Raw genomic sequence first — 16,330 nt, 5'->3', positions numbered from 1 at the left:
TTGGGGTCCTCCTCAGGGACTCCGGGACGGCCTCACATCTCGTGCGTGGGCACGCACTGTGCGTAGCCTGCCCGAAGCTCCCCTCCCCGGTCTACATTCGTCTCGGGATTTAACGCCGACTTGGGAGGGGCCCCAGATGCGCTACATGATGATTTTCAAGGCGAGCGAGGAGTCCGAGGCGGGTGGACTGCCGAGCGAGGAGAGCCTGACCGCGATGGGTCTGGTGATGGCGGAGATGGCCGAGAAGGGCGTCCTGCTCGCGGGCGACGGACTGCTGCCGAGCTCGATGGGTTTCCGGCTCGGGTTCGACGAGGAGAAGCAGCGCCGGGTCATCGACGGGCCGTTCGCCGAGACCAAGGAGCTGATCGCCGGGTTCTGCCTGATCGAGGTGGCGTCCCGCCAGGAAGCGATCGAGTGGGGCTGGCGTTGCGTGGCCGCCGACGGCCGCACCGACGGCGAGCTGGAGATCCGTCCGGTGCCGACCGCGGAGTTCTTCGGTGACAACTACACGGACGAGGCGCGCGACCGCAACGACCAGACCTTCCAGAAGGCTGCCGAGAACCTTCAGAACAGCAACACCTGACGGATCGACGTCCCTGCGGCCAGGTCGTCGAAGGCCTGGTTGAGGTCGTCGAGCCCGACGGTCGCGGTCAGCAGCCGGTCGACCGGAAGCCGGCCGGCCCGGTACAGGGCGACGTACCGCGGGATGTCGCGGGACGGCACCGACGAGCCGAGGTACGAGCCCTTCACCGTGCGTTCCTCCGCGACCAGGCTGACCGCGGGCACGCTGAACGACTGCGACGGGTGCGGGAGCCCGACGGTGACCGTGGTGCCGCCGCGGCGGGTCGCGGCGTACGCCTGCTCGAGCACCTTGGCGCTGCCGACGGTCTCGAACGCGTAGTCGGCGCCGCCTGAGGTCGCCGCACGCACGGGCTCGACTCCCTCAGCGGCATCAACGGCGTACGTCGCGCCCAGCTCCAGGGCCAGCTCGAGCTTCTCGGGTACGACGTCCACCGCGACGATCGGATGTGCTCCGACGAGCACGGCGCCGAGGAGTGCGGACAGGCCGACGCCGCCGAGACCGAAGATCACCGCACTGCGACCGGCCCGGACCTGCGCGGTGTTCACCACCGCACCGACGCCGGTCATCACCGCACAGCCGAAGAGCGCGGCGATCTCGGGTCGGAGCGACGGATCGATCTTCACGGCCGAATGCGCCGAGATCACCGCATGATCCGCAAACCCGGACACACCCAGATGGTGGTGCAGGCCGGCCGGCCGGCGCCCGGCGGCCGAGCCGCCACCGGATGGGTGAGCGGCGGCCGAGCCGCCGCCGGGTCGATCCTGCGGGCTGGAGAGGCGGCTGGTGCCGGCGAGGAGGGTGCCGGCGGTGTTGGCGGAAGCACCGGGCTCGCACAACGCGGGGCGGCCTTCAGCGCAAGGGCCGCAGGTGCCGCAGGCAGGCACGAAGGCGCAGGCAACCACATCGCCCGCAGCGAAGCCGGGAGCCTCGGACACGATGACCTCCCCGGTGGCTTCATGGCCAAGGAGCATCGGCATGACCCGCGGGCGGGAACCGTCGATCACCGAGAGATCCGAGTGGCACAGGCCGGCCGCGCGGATCCGGACCAGCAGTTCACCCGGACCGGGCGGCGCCAACTCGACCTCTTCGATCCGCAGTGGACGCGACGCGGCGTACGGCGCCGGCAGGCCCATCTCCCGCAGTACGGCGCCACGCACGATCATCCGGTGATCCCTTCGAGCGCGGCGCGGATCCGGTCCGGGACCGGCACCGGGCGGCGATCGTCGCGCGCCACGAAGACGTGCACGAACCGCCCGGTCGCGGCCGGCTCGTCCGATCCCTCACGGAACAAGGCGATCTCGTACCGCACGCTGGAGTTGCCGAGCTGACCGCACCGCAACGCCGCGTCCACGACGCCGGGGAACTCCAGCGGTTGCTTGAACGTGCACTGCGAATCCACGCAGAGCCCGATCACGTCACCGCCGTGGATGTCGAGCCCGCCCGACCGGATCAGGAAGTCGTTGATCACGGTGTCGAAGAAGCTGTAATACACGACGTTGTTGACGTGACCGTAGACGTCGTTGTCCTTCCACCGCAGCGTGATCGCGAGGTGGTGCGGGTACCCGCTACGGTCCATCCGTCAGGGCTTGCGGCCGACCCCGACCCACAGGCTGCACATGATGTCGGTGAACTCGCCCTTGTCGACCAGGCGCTGCGTCTCGTCGTCCGGATACCACCGGAACGGCGACACGACGCCGGGCTCGATCAGCTCGGTGCCGTCGAAGAACTGGGTGACCTCTTCCTTCGAGCGGACCTGCGCGTCGCCGCCGTCGGCCTTGTAGACCACCATCGCCCGCTCCCACAGCTCCGGCGCGAAGTCCGGCGTGCAGTGCGAGAAGATCAGCAGCGATCCCGGCGCGAGCGGCTCGACGAGCTGGCGGACCAGGTCGTACGGCTTCAGGGCGTCGGGCAGGTAGTGGAAGACGCCGACGATGCTGAGCGCGACCGGCTTGCTGAAGTCGATCAGCTCCCTGACCTCGTCGGACTGCAGGATCGCCTGCGGATCCGTCACGTCGGCCTCGAGGTACGCCGTCTTCCCCGCCGGGTCGCTGACCAGCAGGGCCCGGGAGTGCGCGAGCACGATCGGATCGTTGTCGGCGTACACCACGTGGGCGGACGGGACGATCTTCTGGACGACCTCGTGCAGGTTCGGCTCGGTCGGAATGCCGGTGCCGATGTCCAGGAACTGGGTGATGCCCTGGTCCGCGGCGTACTTCGCCGCGCGGTGCATCCACATCCGGTTCGAGAGGGCGGCCGTGCGGAAGCCGGGGAACGCCTGGAGCAGGTGCTCGGCGGCCTGCCGGTCGATCGCGAAGTTGTCCTTCCCGCCCAGGAAGTAGTCGTACACCCGAGCGCCGTGCGGCCGGTCGAGCTTCAGCTGCTCGTACATCTGCGGGTCGACGTCGGCATCCTGCGATTCAGCCATGAAATTCCCATCCGCGCTGCGGCTCAGAACTGAAGTGCCATCGTAACCGGTGCACAACGGACCGTGACACCGGCAGAACGACACTATCGCTTCCGCGGTCTTCTGCCACCGGCTCGGGCGCGTCCGCCGATGGCCTTTACAGAGGATTGAATCGAGACTGTCTTCCAAAGGGTGAGGGGTGGCGACATGGGTGATGTGATCGCGGGGCGGCAGACGGCGGCGTACGACGGGGAGCTGGTCGTCTTCCTGATCGGGATGCGGGTCAATTCCGTACTCAAGGTGCGCGAATGGTTGCCGGTGGCGAAGGCGATGGGGCCGATGCTGCGTGAGTTGATGAAGGACAAGGACAGCGGCCTGCTCGGGTTCCGGACGCTGCCGACCTGGCGTGGAGTCACGCTGATCCAGTACTGGGAGTCGGTCGAGAAACTGCAGGCGTTCGCGGGCGACAACAACCGGACGCACCGGCCCGCCTGGGTCGAGTACTTCCGCAACTCCTACAAGGGCGGCGCGGTCGGCATCTGGCACGAGACGTACGTCGTACCGGCCGGCAACACCGAGACCATCTACGGCAACATGCCCCTGTTCGGGCTGGGCCGGGTCAAGGGCGTCGAGCCGGTCAGCCAGCGCACGGAGACCGCGGCCCAGCGCTTGCACCAAACCGAGTAGGGCGACATGTAGTGCGGTTACAGTGCAGGCGTGCGGTTCATCCGGGACTTGTGGACGTTGCTGCAGCGTCGCGATTTCCGGCGGCTGTTCGCAGTGCGGCTCACCTCGCAGTTCGGCGACGGTGTGTTCCAGGTGGCGCTGGCGTCGTACGTGTTGTTCTCGCCGGAGCGGGCGCCTGACGCCGCAGCGATCGCCGGCCTGTTCGCGGTCGCGCTGCTGCCGTACTCCGTGCTGGGCCCGTTCACCGGCGTACTCCTCGATCGGTGGTCGCGGCGGCAGATCCTGTTCGGCGCGAACCTGACCCGTGCGGTGCTCGTCATCGGCGTCGGCGCGATCGTCGCAGCCGACAACGCCGGTGTGCTGTTCTACATCGCCGTGCTGCTGACGCTCGGCGTCAACCGCTTCCTCCTGTCCGGGCTGTCGGCGGGTCTCCCGCACGTCGTCGAGCGCGACGAACTGGTGATGGCCAATGCGGTCACCCCGACCAGCGGTACGGCGTTCTTCCTGATCGGCGGCGGTGTCGGCGCCGGGGTGAAGCTGATCGTCGACTCGGATCTCGCCGTCCTCGGGCTGACCGTCGTCATCTACACAGCCGCCGCGCTCCTCGCCCTCCGGCTGCGGCGGGACCAACTCGGCCCGGACCTGAACGGCGACGAGCCGAGCATCGGCGAGGCGCTCCGGACGATCGCGACCGGCCTGGTCGACGGCGCCCGGTACCTCAAGTCACGCCCGCAGCCCGCGCTCGGACTCGCCGCGATCGGCTCGCTGCGGTTCTTCTTCGGGCTGCTGACGGTCGCCATGATCCTGCTGTACCGAAACTACTTCTACGGACCCGGCCAGCTGGATCAAGCGTTCGGCGCACTCGCCATCGCGACCGGCGCGGTCGGAGCCGGACTGTTCGTCGCCGCGCTGGTCACGCCCTGGGGCACCCGCGTGATGTTGCTGCGGCAGTGGATCACCTGGTTGTTCGTGGCTGCGGCCGTGGTGTGCGCCGTGCCGATCGGGTTCTACACCAAGCCCGCGCTGGTGGTCGGCGGATTCCTCACCGGGTTCTGCGCGCAGGGCATCAAGATCAGCGTCGACACCCTCGTGCAGACGGGTGTCGACGACGTTTACCGCGGACGCGTGTTCTCGCTGTACGACATGATCTTCAACGTCGGGCAGGTCTCGGCGGCCGCACTCGGCGCCGCGATCCTGCCCGACAACGGGAAGTCCTACCCGGTGCTGGCGCTGATCGTGGCCGGCTTCGCGCTCACCGCCGTGCTGTACTCACGTGCCTCGAAGCGCAGTGATCGGCTGGATGGCGGAGGCCTTCCAGGCGGGATACGTGCCGGCGACCAGACCGATGAACGCACCCAGCAGGGGTGATCCGAACGCGAGCCGGTTGTCGAGGATCGGTGTCCAGTCCCGGACCCACGACACGCTCACGGTGAGGATCACGCCCACCGCCGTACCGAGCAGGCCGCCGAGGAAGCCGACGATCACGCTCTCGACCAGGAACTGAACGGCGATATGTCGTCGCGCCGCGCCCAGGGCCCGGCGCAGACCGATCTCCGAGATGCGTTCCAGGACCGACAGCAGCGTGACGTTGGCGATGCCGAGTCCGCCGACCAGGAGTGCGACCGCGCCGAGCAGCAGGAACAACGCGTTCAGGTCGGACTCGACTCCCTTGCGTACGGCGCCCTGCTTGGGCGGAGCGTCGACGCGCAACGTGCTCGGGTTGTTCGGCTCGATCGCGATCGGCGCCTGCTCCGCGATCAGTTGCGCCGCGCCGACCGCTGTCCGGATCTCGACCGCGTCCGGCGACTCGAGGTCGTAGGCGTCGCGGGCCGCGCCGTTCGGCATGATCACCGCGTCGTTCAGCTCGGCCCGGCCGCTGACCGAGGCGAGGATGCCGATCACCGTGTACGGCTCGTCGCCGATGAACACCGCAGGCTGCGAGTCGACCCGGTTGATCCCGAGCCGCTCGGCAGCGTGCTTGCCGAGGACAACTACTTTGTCGGCGCGCTGGTCGTGGCCCTGGTCGAAGAACCGGCCGGTCTGGAGGGTCGCGCGGACAGCGTCCCAGAGGCCGGCGGACCCGGCCATTACCTGCAGAGCCTTGCCGGCGCCGTTGTCCAGGCCGGTGACGTTCTGGACCAGGTCGTCGCCGATCTCCAGGTTGCTGACGGTGCCGACGGCTTCGACACCGTTCAGCCGCTTGATCCGGTCGGGTGCGTCCCACGGCAACTGCGTGGCGGCTTCGCCTTCCTGCCCGCCTTTGTCGTCCGGCTGTACGACGACGCGGGTCGCCGCCGCCAGATCAAACCGCTGCGTGATCTGCCCGGCCGCTGTTTGCCCGAGACCCACCGTGCCGACCAATGCGGCGACGCCGAGCACCGTGCCCAGCGTGGTGAGAATCAGCCGGGTAGGACGGGCAGCAACTCCGGACAACGCCTCATCCAGCAAGTCCCGCAGAGCGGGACGAGATCGTCGCCGAGTCCGTGACGGGTTGATGCGGGAGGTGCGCCCGATCAGCCGCGCGAGCGCGACGCGCGGCCGCGGGCGACGCCGCGAAGGCGGCGAGGTGGACGGCCCGCCGGCGGGATCCGGGGGGCCTGCTTGGGTTACCACTGGAGGGTTCCGTCGACGATGCGGACCTGGCGCTGGGCCCGGCGGCTGACCTGGGCGTCGTGGGTGATGACAGCCAGCGTCATACCTTCGGAATGCAGTTCGTCGAACACTTGCAGGATCGCCTCCGCGTTGGCGCTGTCGAGATTGCCGGTCGGTTCGTCTGCCAGCAGCAGGCTCGGCTCCGCGACGAGCGCACGGGCGATCGCGACCCGCTGCCGCTCGCCGCCGGAGAGCGTGGTCGGCGCGAAGTCCATGCGGTGCGACAGCCCGACCCGCTCCAAAGCAACTCTGGCGCGGGCGAGACGCTCCCGGCGCGGCACCCCGACGTACACCATCGAGAGCGCGACGTTCTCGAGCACGGTCCGGTGGTCGAGCAGATGGAACGACTGGAACACGAACCCGATCCGCTCCCCACGCAGTACGGCGCGACGACGCTCGCGCAGGCTCATCGTGTCGACGCCGTCGAGCCGATAGACCCCACCCGTTGGGTTGTCCAACAATCCGAGCAGATGCAGCAGCGTCGACTTCCCCGACCCGGACGGCCCGACGATCGACAGGTACTCGCCCTGCCCGATGGTCAGGTCGACCCCATTGATCGCCCGTACCTCGGGCGGCCCCTCGAAGAACCGCCGTACGCCGATCATCTCGACCACCGACGCCGGCAGAGCAACCGCGGTCGCCGTCATTTGCCCACCACCACCTGGTCGCCGTCGGACAGCTTCGCGTCGCCCTTGGGCGTGACCTGCGCGAACCCGTCCGCGGACAGCCCGACCGTGACCGGCACCAGCTCCACCTGGCCGTTCCGCAGTACCTCGACCCGCGAGCCGCCGTCCGACCCGGACGACAACGCCGCCAGCGGTACGGCGAGAACCTTGCCGCTCGTGCTCTTCACCGGGATCGTCACCCGCACGTTCGCCTCCCGCAGCAGCGCCAACTGGCTCGCGGTCAACGCGTTCGGTGCGACCACGACGTCGTACGTGCTGCCGTTCTTCGCGACCCGGCGGACCTTCGCCGCGATCGCCGTACCATCGAGGTCGAGCGACGCGACCATGCCGGCCTTCAACCGTTGCGCCGTCTCCGCGTCGACCTTCAGCGTCACGACCAGCGACGAACCGCTGGCCGACATCACCACGCCGTTCACCGTCCCGCCGCGCTCGACCTTCACGTCGTCGACCCGGCGCGGCAGCGTCTTCACGTACACCACCTCGGAGACCGGCAGCGGCGTACCGGCCTTGAACCTGGCCTCGCTCTCCGCATCCTCGGCGTCCGCGAGGTTCTCCTCCGCGTCGTCCACAGCGCCCTGCTGCACCGACGTGTCCTTCGCCTTGGCTGACTTCGCCGCCTTGAGCTGGGACTGCGCCTGCCGGAGCTGGTTCTTCGCAGCGTCGACCTGCTTCTTCGCCTGATCGACAGCCTGGGTGAGCCGCTCCTCCGGCTCCGGGGCGTCGTACCCGGCCTCGTCGTAGAGCTTCACGACCGCGGCCGAGGTGTCGAGCGTGTACTCGTCGTCGACGGTCCCAGGGTCGAACCCGAGCCGGTCGAGCGTCTGCTCCAGTTGCAGTACATCCGGTCCCTTGCTCCCGGGCGACAGCGTCCGGTACATCGGCAGTACGCCGGCCAGCCCGATCACCGGCCGGCCGGTGATCTCGAGCAGCGCCTTGCCCTCGGTGATCGTCGACCCGACCGCCGGCACCTTCCCGGTCACGATCGCCGGTGTGGCGAGCCCGCTCGTCTCGACCCGGATGTTGACCGCGCCGTCGAACGAGGCATCGCCGCGGCCCACCACCTTGCTCGACAGCGCCTTCTTCGCCACCGGCACGGTGATCTGGGAGGCCTTCGGCGGCGCGGTCTTCGCGGCCGCGTCCTCCGGCGAGCTGATCCGGCTACCGGCGGCCACGCCGATACCGAGCGAGGCCACGGCCACCCCAGCTACGCCGACGAGGACCCGGCGGCGGGACTTGGGCGAAGCGGTCACCGGTTCGCCATCTCGTCGCGGTACGCCTCGAGCTCGGACTTGTGCTGGTCGACGAATTCCTTCTCGGCGTCGTACTGCACCTTCTTGTACGCGTCGTCGTACCCCTTGGCCTTGCACTTCTGGTCGGCCACCGCGAGGTCGATCTCGAACTTACGCAGCTCGGTCAGCTTGGCCGAGTCGACCTTGTCGAACGACGGCGGTCCGGTGATCGTCTTGGCCGGGCCGGAGCCCTTGGCCGGCGGCTTGTTCCCGGTCAGCGCGTCGAGCTTCTGCTGGACCTGGTTGCGCGGATCGTCGACCTTCGTGAATCCGGAGTGCCCGGCGTCGGCCATGCAGTCGGACCAGGCGCTGGTCGCGTCGACGACCTTCTGGTCGGACTCGATCCGCTTCTGCAGCGCCTGGAGGTCCTTGAACAGGCTGTCGAACTTCTTGAAGTCCGCCGCCCGGTCCTGACCCTTGCCGTAGACCTCCTCGACCGCTTTGCCCCGGCAGCCGAGGTCCTGCTGGCCGCTGTTGGACGGGCCACCACCCTGGATCACCACGGCGCCGTTCCCGGTCGCGTTCGGGCCGTTCAGCGCCTTGTCGTACGCCTTCTGCGCGGCCGGCGACAGCGCATTGCGGATCTTCGTGTTCGGGTTCGTGTCGTCGTCGCCGGCCTTGGACCAGTCGATCGTGCTGATGCCGTACCCGTACTGCTCGGCGAACTTGTCCGGCGGCAGGTTGAACGCGTCGGTGAACTTGCTCTTCGCGTTCTGCTCCGGCGGTACGGCGACGTACTCGAAGCCGGCCGTCTTCATACAGGCAGCGGTGGCGTCCTCGACCTTGCGCTGCTTGGCCAGCTCCTCCTCGCTCGGCTGCTGGGCGCCGCCGGCGCGCAGAGCGATCGAGAACCCGCCGCCGCCCGACGAACTCTTGAACCCGTCACCCATGTACTCCGCGAGCGGGCTCTTGTCGCTGTTCTGGTCGCCGGACGCGACCGGCGCCTTGTCGTTCCCGCAGGCGGCCAGGGCCAGAACCGCCATCACGGCGAGTGCTGTTCTAGAGGTCTTCATGGCGGTCGAGCGTGCCGTCGCGGCCGTGAAGAACCTGTGAAGGACCGGTATGCACCCGATGCTCTCAGCCGATCTTCATCGGATTCTCATCATGCTCAGGGACATTGAGAGCTATGCCAGCGCGGATCCTGGTCGCCGAAGACGACCTGAAGCAGGCGGAGCTGATCCGGCGGTATCTCGAGCGGGAGGGGCACCTGACCGTCGTCGTGCACGACGGCCGGGCCGCGATCGACGAGGCCCGCCGGCGGAGCCCGGACCTGCTCGTTCTCGACGTGATGATGCCGAAGGTCGACGGTCTCGACGTCTGCCGGGTACTGCGTGCCGACGGCCCGGGCGATTCCGGGGTGCCGATCATCATGCTGACCGCTCGTTCCACCGAGGACGACCTGTTGCTCGGGCTCGACCTCGGCGCGGACGACTACCTGACCAAGCCGTACAACCCGCGCGAGCTCGTCGCCCGCGTGCGGACCGTACTGCGGCGGACCCGCGTCCGCGCCGAGGGCGAGGTGTACCGCGTCGGCGAGCTGGAGATCGACCCGGGCCGGCACGAGGTCCGGCTGGCCGGGCAGCTGATCGACCTGACCCCGGCGGAGTTCAAGATCCTCGCCTGCTTGGCCGCATCGCCGGGGCGGGCGTTCTCGCGGCAGCAGTTGCTCGAGCACGCTTTCGGGTTCGACCACTACGTGTTCGACCGGACCGTCGATGTCCACGTGATGAATCTGCGGAAGAAGATCGAGCCGGGCGCCGTTCCGACGTACCTGAAGACGGTGTACGGCGTGGGGTACAAGCTGGCCGACAAGGTGGTCAGCCATGCGTCGTAGTGTGCTCGTCCGGTTCCTCGGACTGTCGCTCGCGGTCGCGCTCGGCGCGGTGATCGCGACCGCGCTGATCGCGACGTACAGCACGTCGGAGAAGTTGCAGGGCGAGATCGACGCGAACACCGGGCAGCTCCAGGTCGACGGCGAGATCTACTCGGAGCTGTCGAAGTACGCCGCGGACCACCCGACCTGGTCTGGTGTGGACAAGCTCGTGCACGATCTCGGTGACAAGCTCGGTCGCCGGGTCGCGGTCACCGCCGACGACGGCTCGGTGATCGCGGACTCGGCCCGGATGCTCGGCGCGGCGCCTGCGCTCCCCTCGGTGCCAGCGGCAACCATCGACGCGCGGAACTCCGGTGTCTCGAAGAAGCTGTCCGCGATCTCGGCCGCTTCGGCGTACTCGGCGCGCAAGACCGTTGCCTCCGGCATCTCCGGGTTCGTCGCGACGTCCTCGGGCGCCCCGCCGTTCGTGGCCTACCCCGACTGGGGCATGACGGATGCGGAGAAACAGCAACAGGAGCAGCTGGCCAAGCAAGCGGTGGCGTGCTGGAACGCGAAGGGCAAGTCGGCGTCGATCAGGCAGACGGGCAGCGTCCCGCAGGTCGTGATCGAATCGACCGAGTCGATCGCCGGGGTCCGCGTGCTGGAGAAGCCGGGCACCGCCGCGAGCGACACCTGCTCCCCGCCCGGGCTCAACGCCCCGAGCGCCAAGGCGAAGATCGTGAACGACGACGAGATCCGGCGCGCGCGGGCATGCCTCGACGCCGCCGGCATCCCGTACCAGGTCAACGACTTCGAGGGGCTGAAGTCGGTCGAGCCCAAGACCAAGGCAGAGATCCCGGCCGAGTTCGACGACTGCACCACGCAGGCGCGCGTCCAGGCGCTGACGCCGTACGTCGCTCCGCCGGCCAAGCTGTATCTCGGCGCGAAGAGCACGTTCAACGTGTTCTCCGGCGAGGGGCTCCTGCGGACGGCGGCGACCGCGCTCGGCGTGCTACTGATCGCGGCGCTGGTGATGATCTTCGCGGGACGACGGCTGGTCCGCCCGATCGTGGCGCTGACGGGTGCGGCGCAGCGGATGCGGAACGGGGACCATGCGGCCCGCGTACCCGTCAGCGGGAAGGACGAGGTCGCTCGGCTCGGGCACGCGTTCAACGACATGGCCGAGTCCATCCAGCGGCACGACTTCCAGCGGAAGGCGATGGTCAGTGACGTCGCGCATGAGTTGCGTACGCCGCTGGCCAACATCAAGGGGTACCTGGTGGCGTCCGAGGACGGCGTCGTACCCCTCGACAGCGAGCTCGTCACGTCGTTGCTCGAGGAGACAGAGCTGCTGGAGCACTTGGTTGCCGACCTGCAGGACCTCGCGCTCGCGGACGCCGGCATGCTCCGCCTGCACCCCGCTCCCCGCGACCTGACCGAACTCGCACAGCAAGTCGTCGCCGCTCACCGCCCGACCGCCGAGGCTGCCGACGTCACTGTCACCGCCGTCGGTGGGCCCTCTCCGGCGATGGTCGACAGCGCGCGCATTCGTCAGGCGCTGGGCAACCTGGTCTCGAACGCGATCCGCTACACGCCGTCGGGCGGGAACGTGGTGGTCGGCGTACGGCGGGTGGGCGACGGCTACAACCTGAGCGTCACCGACAACGGCAGCGGGATCGCCGAGGAACACCTGCCGTATGTGTTCGATCGCTTCTATCGCGCCGAGCACTCCCGCAGCCGGAGTACCGGCGGAAGTGGGCTCGGTCTGGCCATCACCAAGCACCTGGCCGAGGCGCATGGTGGCCGGATCACTGTCACCAGCCGACTGGGATCCGGGTCCACCTTCACGGTCTGGCTCCCCGCTGCTGACACACTGTCCGGGTGACACAGCCTCCGTACCCGTCCGGACCCCAGAACAGTGGCTGGCAGCAACAGCCCCCTCCCGGCACCCCCGCCGGACCTGGCGGACCTCCGGCGTGGGACGGGCGGGGGTACGCGCCCGGGTTCGAACCGCGCGGACCGCGCCGGTCGCGGACGTCCTTGTACGTCGTGATCGGTGCTGCCGGGATCATCGTGTTCCTCGGCGTCGTCGCGCTGCTGCTTCCGGGCCTGATGGGCGGTGACGACGACCAGGGCAGCGGCCCGACCGCGCCGTCGCCCGCGGCGGCTCGGCCGACCGGGTCACCGCAGCCGACTGCCCAAGCATCGGAGACGCCCGGCGGCCCGCGCCTCACCGAGGCCACGACGCTCGCCACCAGGTTCCTCGCGTACCTCAACGCGAACGACCAGGCGCACGCGACAACTCTCGCCTGCGCCGACAGCAAGAACCTGCTGGCCGGCCAGCTGATCGTCACGATCGACCCGCCGACCAAGCTGACGGTGAGCGGACCGGCCGCCTCGGTGACCAGCTACTACCCGCGGATCTCGGTCCCGTTCTCCGGCACCACGAAGGGCGGCGTCCCGCTGGCGGGTACCGTCGACATCATGGACCAGCCGACGCGCCCGCTGTGCGTTCGCCTGACGTCGGTCGCGCACTGATCGGTCCCGTTCCGGATGGCGCCGAGGAAAGCCCGTGTGGCCGACGTACACGAGATCGCGTCGGGGATGCCGCATGTCACCAAGTGGGAGCGCGACGACGGCACGGATCGGCCCGTGTACCAGGTCGGCGGGAAGTCGTTCGTGTTCTTCCGTACGCCGCGACCGGACGCGGTCGATCCGGTGACCGGTGAGAAGTACGACGACGTGATCATGATCTGGGTCGAATCCGAGGACGAGAAGCTCGCGCTGGTCGCGGACGAGGCGACCCCGTTCTTCACCACGCCCCACTTCGACGGCCACCCGTCCGTCCTCATCCGCGGCAGTGAGTTGGCCGAGATCTCCCGCCAGGAACTCACCGAGATCATCCAGGACGCCTGGCTCTCCAGAGCTTCGAACCGCCGCGCGACGACGTGGCTGAAAGAGCACCGGTTGAGCTGATCCCGCTGCCACACTGTTCCTGTGAGCTCAACGCCGCCCGGGCCTAACTACAGCTGGCAGCCGCAACCCGGCAATTTCAAGTCGGCACCGCCGTACGGCCAGCCGCCCAGGAAGAGTCGAGCCGGGCTGATCATCGGGCTGATCGTGCTGCTGATTGTTGTTGCCATCGGCGCCATCGGCACACTGGCCTACCGCCTCGTCACCGACCACCAGAACTCGAAGTCGTACCCCGCCCCGAGTACGCCGGCCGCACCTCCGCCCGCGACGAAATCCACTCGTCCCGCCCCGTCCAAGCCCACGACCGCCCCGAAAACGACCCCGGTGACGACCGCCGCCGACCTCGGCCGCCGCTTCGTCGCCCAGCTGAACGCCAACAACTCCAAGGGCGCTGCCACCTACGCCTGCAAGGGCTCGGAACGACTGATCCCGCTCCTCATGCAAACCCTCGTAGGCCCCCCGACCAAACTGACCGCCGGCACCCCGGTCGGCCAGGCCCCCACCTTCGTCATCCCCCTGTCCGGCACCTCCAAGGGCACAACCGTCACCGGCAACCTCGTCATCAGCCAAGTCGCCCCGGACCCCATCTGCGTCCGCGCCTTCACCATCACCACCAAAACCACCACGACCAACTGATGACGCTGGCTTCAGCGACCGGTCGTATAGAAGTCGGCGAGTCGCTGGACCGCTTCCGATTTGGTCATTGCACGTACTTCGGCTTCCGGGATGTGTGCCTCAGCAACGAGAGTCCTGACGACTCCCGCCGGGATCGCTTCAACCGGCGTCTGCGGCCCTTGCCGATCCGGAGGTGTCTTGTCGTCGACACACGCCCAGAACTCTCCGGTGGTCACGGCCAACTGGTCGCGGAGGATGTGGGACCAGATCGAGGGTCCGTAGTCGGTGCGATCGACAGGATGGCTGATCCGCGTGTACAGCACGCGCCCGTCCGTCAGCGCCAGCTCGTAGTTGACGTGGTGCGTTCCGCGCTTGTTCGTCGCGCGCAGCCGTTCGGTCCAGCCTTCGATCAGGCAGAAGTTCTGGTGATCTGTCCGGGTAGCCGGTCGACGTCGTTCGCTCACGGTCGGACTCAGGCCAGCAGCCAGGCGTGAAGCTGCTCATCCGAGGCAAGCGCGACAATCTGCACCAGCCCCCAGTTGTCCGCGTGGTTCGGCGCCAGGCGTAGGTGGTCCGCCCACGCGTCGGCGTACGCACGGAGCGCGTCGACCATCTCCTCCGCCGCCTCGTCCAGCGTCGCCCCGTCGGCCGCAACCGGAAGCCCTGGGATGAAGATCGACCAGCCTTCGTTCTCGGCGACAACCTGGGCGCCGGAGGGGTGAACGCACGTCAGAAAGTGCACGAGCCGATCAGCGTCCACCGCGGCAACGCGCCGCGCATCACGCGTCACCGTGGCGGGTCGACCGTCATCAGCCGCGTCAAGGATGTCCTTGAAATGCTCACGCGCCTCCCGAGCGCTGCGGTACTCGACCTGAGACCCCATGGCAACCTCCATCCTCCAGCCGTGTACGCAGTGTACACGGTGATCACGTCGCCGCCGGCGCCAGGGCGCGGGCGGTGTCGATCAGGTCGGTGCCGGTGGGGAGGGTGGCGATGATGGGGGTGTCGAGGCCGTTCTCGAGGTAGCGGTTGATGTGGGTGCGGCATTGGTCGGGGGTGCCGTGGACGATGAGGGCGTCCAGGATGTCGAGCGGTACGGCGGCCATCGCGGCGTTGCGGTCGCCGGCGGCCCAGGCGTCGCGCATCGGCTTCATCGCCGTACCGCGGCCGAGCCAGTCGTGGAAGGCGGCGTACCCGGGGACCGTCAGGTACGTCGCGATCAGGTAGCGCCCGATGTTGCGCGCCATCTCCGCGTCCTCGGTCACGCAGACGAAGATCCGCGCGGCCAGCTCCTTGTCCGGCCCGAGCTCGGCCCGAACCTGGGGTACGTCGTCCGCCGACAACCAGTTCGTGATCGCGCCGTCGGCCTCCCGCGCCGCCAGCCGCAACATCTGCGGCCGAAGCGCGGCCAGCATGATCGCCGGCGGGATGTCCGGCGCCTTCTCCAGCCGGAACCGGTTGATTGTGAAGCTGTCGAACGACCCGTCCACCTTCTCCCCCGCGAACGCCTGCCGCAGGAACCGCAGCACGTCGCGGGTCCGCGCGTACGGCGGGTCGTACGCGATCCCGTTCCACCCGGTCACGATCGTCTCCGACGACGCCCCGATCCCGAGCACGAACCGCCCCGGCGCAAGGTCCGCCAACGCCGCGGCACTCATCGCCAGCGCTGCCGGCCCCCGCGTGTGCACCGGTACGACGGCCGTCCCCAACCGCAACCGCTGATCCCACTCCGACGCCAGCACGAGCGGAGTGAACGCATCCGCGCCCGCGACCTCCGCCGACCACAGATCGGTGTATCCCAGCTCGAACAACTCCGAGATCAGCGACCGGTGGTCCCGCAGCGGCACCCCGGTCAGCGGAACGGTCAATCCCCAGCGCATCACAGCATCCTCTTCAGTACGGCGAGCGGCGCGAACCGCATCACCTGAGCCAGCGGCCGCCACGGCCACGACGGTACGTACGCCTTCGACTTCTCGGACTCGATCGCGGCCACCATCGCCCGCACGCCCGGCACCGTGTCGACGATCAGCGGCGTGTGCGCGACCCGCTCGTTCATCTCGGACCGGATGTACCCGGGGTAGATCGTGCTGACCTTGATCGGCTTCCCGAGCAGCTCCATCCGCAGCCCCTCGGCGAGCGACGCGATCCCCGCCTTCGTCGCGGCGTACGTCGTCACCGTCTTCGGCAGCCCGCGCAGTCCCGAGATCGACGAGATGAAGACGAGGTGCCCGGCGTTCCGTGCCCGGAACAGCTCCATCGCCGCCTCCGCCTGGGCGAGCGCGCCGACGAAGTTGGTCAGTGCGGTCTCGCGGTTCGCATCGAACCGGCCGGTGCCGAGGGGCGCGCCCTTGCCGAGACCAGCGTTCACGATGATCCGGTCCAGCGGCAGCTCGGCGTCGAGCTTGCGGAACACCTCGAACACCTGGTCGTGGTCGTTCACATCCAGACTGTGGATAATCACCTGAAGCTGTGGATAACTTTCCGCCAGCTCGGCCTGCAGCGCCTCCAAGCGCTCGGTACGGCGAGCCGTGAGCGCCAGGTTGTGACCCTTCGCAGCGAACTGCCGCGCCATCTCCGCGCCGAGCCCGGAACTGGCGCCGGTGATCAGGACGTTCCGCCTCATCGCAG

19 protein-coding genes are annotated in these 16,330 nt (G+C 68.7%); 8 read left to right on the top strand and 11 right to left on the bottom strand.

Going from position 1 to position 16,330, the window contains the following annotated elements; all coding sequences use genetic code 11:
- Positions 1-145 precede the first annotated feature (145 nt).
- Entirely contained in the window at positions 146-583 is a 438-nt protein-coding gene (locus tag ABT313_RS18545; protein WP_350854725.1) for a YciI family protein, read from the top strand.
- On the opposite strand, the gene ABT313_RS18540 is transcribed toward ABT313_RS18545, so the two are convergent.
- Genes ABT313_RS18540 through ABT313_RS18530 form a run of 3 tightly spaced genes read right to left on the bottom strand, consistent with a single transcriptional unit; the run spans position 565 to position 3,008 of the window.
- Positions 565-1,746 (bottom strand): zinc-dependent alcohol dehydrogenase family protein, encoded by a 1,182-nt coding sequence (locus ABT313_RS18540; protein ID WP_350854722.1) that lies wholly within the window; start codon positions 1,744-1,746, stop codon positions 565-567. The two genes, ABT313_RS18545 and ABT313_RS18540, sit on opposite strands and share 19 nt — an antisense overlap.
- Positions 1,743-2,159, bottom strand: a complete 417-nt coding sequence (locus tag ABT313_RS18535; protein WP_350854713.1) for an acyl-CoA thioesterase — start codon at positions 2,157-2,159, stop codon at positions 1,743-1,745. Before ABT313_RS18535 ends, ABT313_RS18540 begins: the two co-directional genes overlap by 4 nt.
- A 3-nt stretch (positions 2,160-2,162) precedes the next feature.
- On the bottom strand, positions 2,163-3,008 hold the full coding sequence (locus tag ABT313_RS18530; protein WP_350854710.1) for an SAM-dependent methyltransferase: 846 nt from the start codon (positions 3,006-3,008) through the stop codon (positions 2,163-2,165).
- 186 nt (positions 3,009-3,194) lie between these two features.
- Here ABT313_RS18530 and ABT313_RS18525 point away from each other — a divergent pair, with 186 nt between their 5' ends.
- The gene (locus ABT313_RS18525; protein WP_350854707.1) at positions 3,195-3,674 is read left to right on the top strand and encodes a DUF4188 domain-containing protein; all 480 of its coding nucleotides are present in this window, start codon (positions 3,195-3,197) and stop codon (positions 3,672-3,674) included.
- Between the two features lie 30 nt (positions 3,675-3,704).
- On the top strand, positions 3,705-5,042 hold the full coding sequence (locus tag ABT313_RS18520) for an MFS transporter (RefSeq protein WP_350854704.1): 1,338 nt from the start codon (positions 3,705-3,707) through the stop codon (positions 5,040-5,042).
- Here ABT313_RS18520 and ABT313_RS18515 read toward each other — a convergent pair.
- The 4 genes from ABT313_RS18515 to ABT313_RS18500 form a co-directional block, all read right to left on the bottom strand.
- A complete protein-coding gene (locus tag ABT313_RS18515; protein WP_350854701.1) occupies positions 4,944-6,107 on the bottom strand; it encodes an ABC transporter permease in 1,164 nt (387 codons plus the stop codon). The two genes, ABT313_RS18520 and ABT313_RS18515, sit on opposite strands and share 99 nt — an antisense overlap.
- 173 nt (positions 6,108-6,280) lie before the next feature.
- Positions 6,281-6,973 carry an ABC transporter ATP-binding protein gene (locus ABT313_RS18510; protein WP_350854698.1) on the bottom strand — a complete coding sequence of 231 codons (693 nt, stop codon included), beginning with the start codon at positions 6,971-6,973 and terminating at the stop codon, positions 6,281-6,283.
- Positions 6,970-8,262 carry a peptidoglycan-binding protein gene (locus ABT313_RS18505; protein ID WP_350854695.1) on the bottom strand — a complete coding sequence of 431 codons (1,293 nt, stop codon included), beginning with the start codon at positions 8,260-8,262 and terminating at the stop codon, positions 6,970-6,972. The genes ABT313_RS18510 and ABT313_RS18505 overlap by 4 nt, the downstream gene beginning before the upstream one ends.
- Positions 8,259-9,314, bottom strand: a complete 1,056-nt coding sequence (locus tag ABT313_RS18500) for a hypothetical protein (RefSeq protein ID WP_350854693.1) — start codon at positions 9,312-9,314, stop codon at positions 8,259-8,261. Before ABT313_RS18500 ends, ABT313_RS18505 begins: the two co-directional genes overlap by 4 nt.
- Before the next feature lie 113 nt (positions 9,315-9,427).
- Between ABT313_RS18500 and ABT313_RS18495 the strand changes: the two genes are divergently transcribed.
- Genes ABT313_RS18495 through ABT313_RS18475 form a run of 5 tightly spaced genes read left to right on the top strand, consistent with a single transcriptional unit; the run spans position 9,428 to position 13,723 of the window.
- Positions 9,428-10,135: a response regulator transcription factor gene (locus tag ABT313_RS18495; protein WP_350854690.1), complete on the top strand. Its 708-nt coding sequence runs from the start codon at positions 9,428-9,430 to the stop codon at positions 10,133-10,135.
- Complete coding sequence (locus tag ABT313_RS18490; RefSeq protein WP_350854687.1) at positions 10,125-11,999, top strand: sensor histidine kinase; 1,875 nt, start codon at positions 10,125-10,127, stop codon at positions 11,997-11,999. The genes ABT313_RS18495 and ABT313_RS18490 overlap by 11 nt, the downstream gene beginning before the upstream one ends.
- Complete coding sequence (locus ABT313_RS18485) at positions 11,996-12,652, top strand: hypothetical protein (protein WP_350854684.1); 657 nt, start codon at positions 11,996-11,998, stop codon at positions 12,650-12,652. Before ABT313_RS18490 ends, ABT313_RS18485 begins: the two co-directional genes overlap by 4 nt.
- A 36-nt stretch (positions 12,653-12,688) precedes the next feature.
- Positions 12,689-13,090 carry an MmcQ/YjbR family DNA-binding protein gene (locus ABT313_RS18480; protein WP_350854681.1) on the top strand — a complete coding sequence of 134 codons (402 nt, stop codon included), beginning with the start codon at positions 12,689-12,691 and terminating at the stop codon, positions 13,088-13,090.
- 21 nt (positions 13,091-13,111) lie between these two features.
- Positions 13,112-13,723, top strand: a complete 612-nt coding sequence (locus tag ABT313_RS18475; RefSeq protein ID WP_350854678.1) for a hypothetical protein — start codon at positions 13,112-13,114, stop codon at positions 13,721-13,723.
- Between the two features lie 11 nt (positions 13,724-13,734).
- Here the strand turns inward: ABT313_RS18475 and ABT313_RS18470 are convergent, their stop codons facing one another.
- Genes ABT313_RS18470 through ABT313_RS18455 form a run of 4 tightly spaced genes read right to left on the bottom strand, consistent with a single transcriptional unit; the run spans position 13,735 to position 16,325 of the window.
- Positions 13,735-14,166: a hypothetical protein gene (locus ABT313_RS18470; RefSeq protein ID WP_350854675.1), complete on the bottom strand. Its 432-nt coding sequence runs from the start codon at positions 14,164-14,166 to the stop codon at positions 13,735-13,737.
- 8 nt (positions 14,167-14,174) lie between these two features.
- Positions 14,175-14,585, bottom strand: a complete 411-nt coding sequence (locus tag ABT313_RS18465; RefSeq protein WP_350854672.1) for a RelB antitoxin-like protein — start codon at positions 14,583-14,585, stop codon at positions 14,175-14,177.
- A gap of 43 nt (positions 14,586-14,628) precedes the next feature.
- Positions 14,629-15,582: an LLM class F420-dependent oxidoreductase gene (locus tag ABT313_RS18460; protein WP_350854669.1), complete on the bottom strand. Its 954-nt coding sequence runs from the start codon at positions 15,580-15,582 to the stop codon at positions 14,629-14,631.
- Entirely contained in the window at positions 15,582-16,325 is a 744-nt protein-coding gene (locus tag ABT313_RS18455) for an SDR family oxidoreductase (RefSeq protein ID WP_350854666.1), read from the bottom strand. Before ABT313_RS18455 ends, ABT313_RS18460 begins: the two co-directional genes overlap by 1 nt.
- Between the last annotated feature and the right edge of the window lie 5 nt (positions 16,326-16,330).

The organism is Kribbella sp. NPDC000426 (assembly GCF_040300265.1).
In the GTDB taxonomy this organism is placed as follows: Bacteria; Actinomycetota; Actinomycetes; order Propionibacteriales; family Kribbellaceae; genus Kribbella.
Note: the sequence above shows the minus strand (reverse complement) of the source record. Positions and strands in the feature narration are given on the sequence as shown.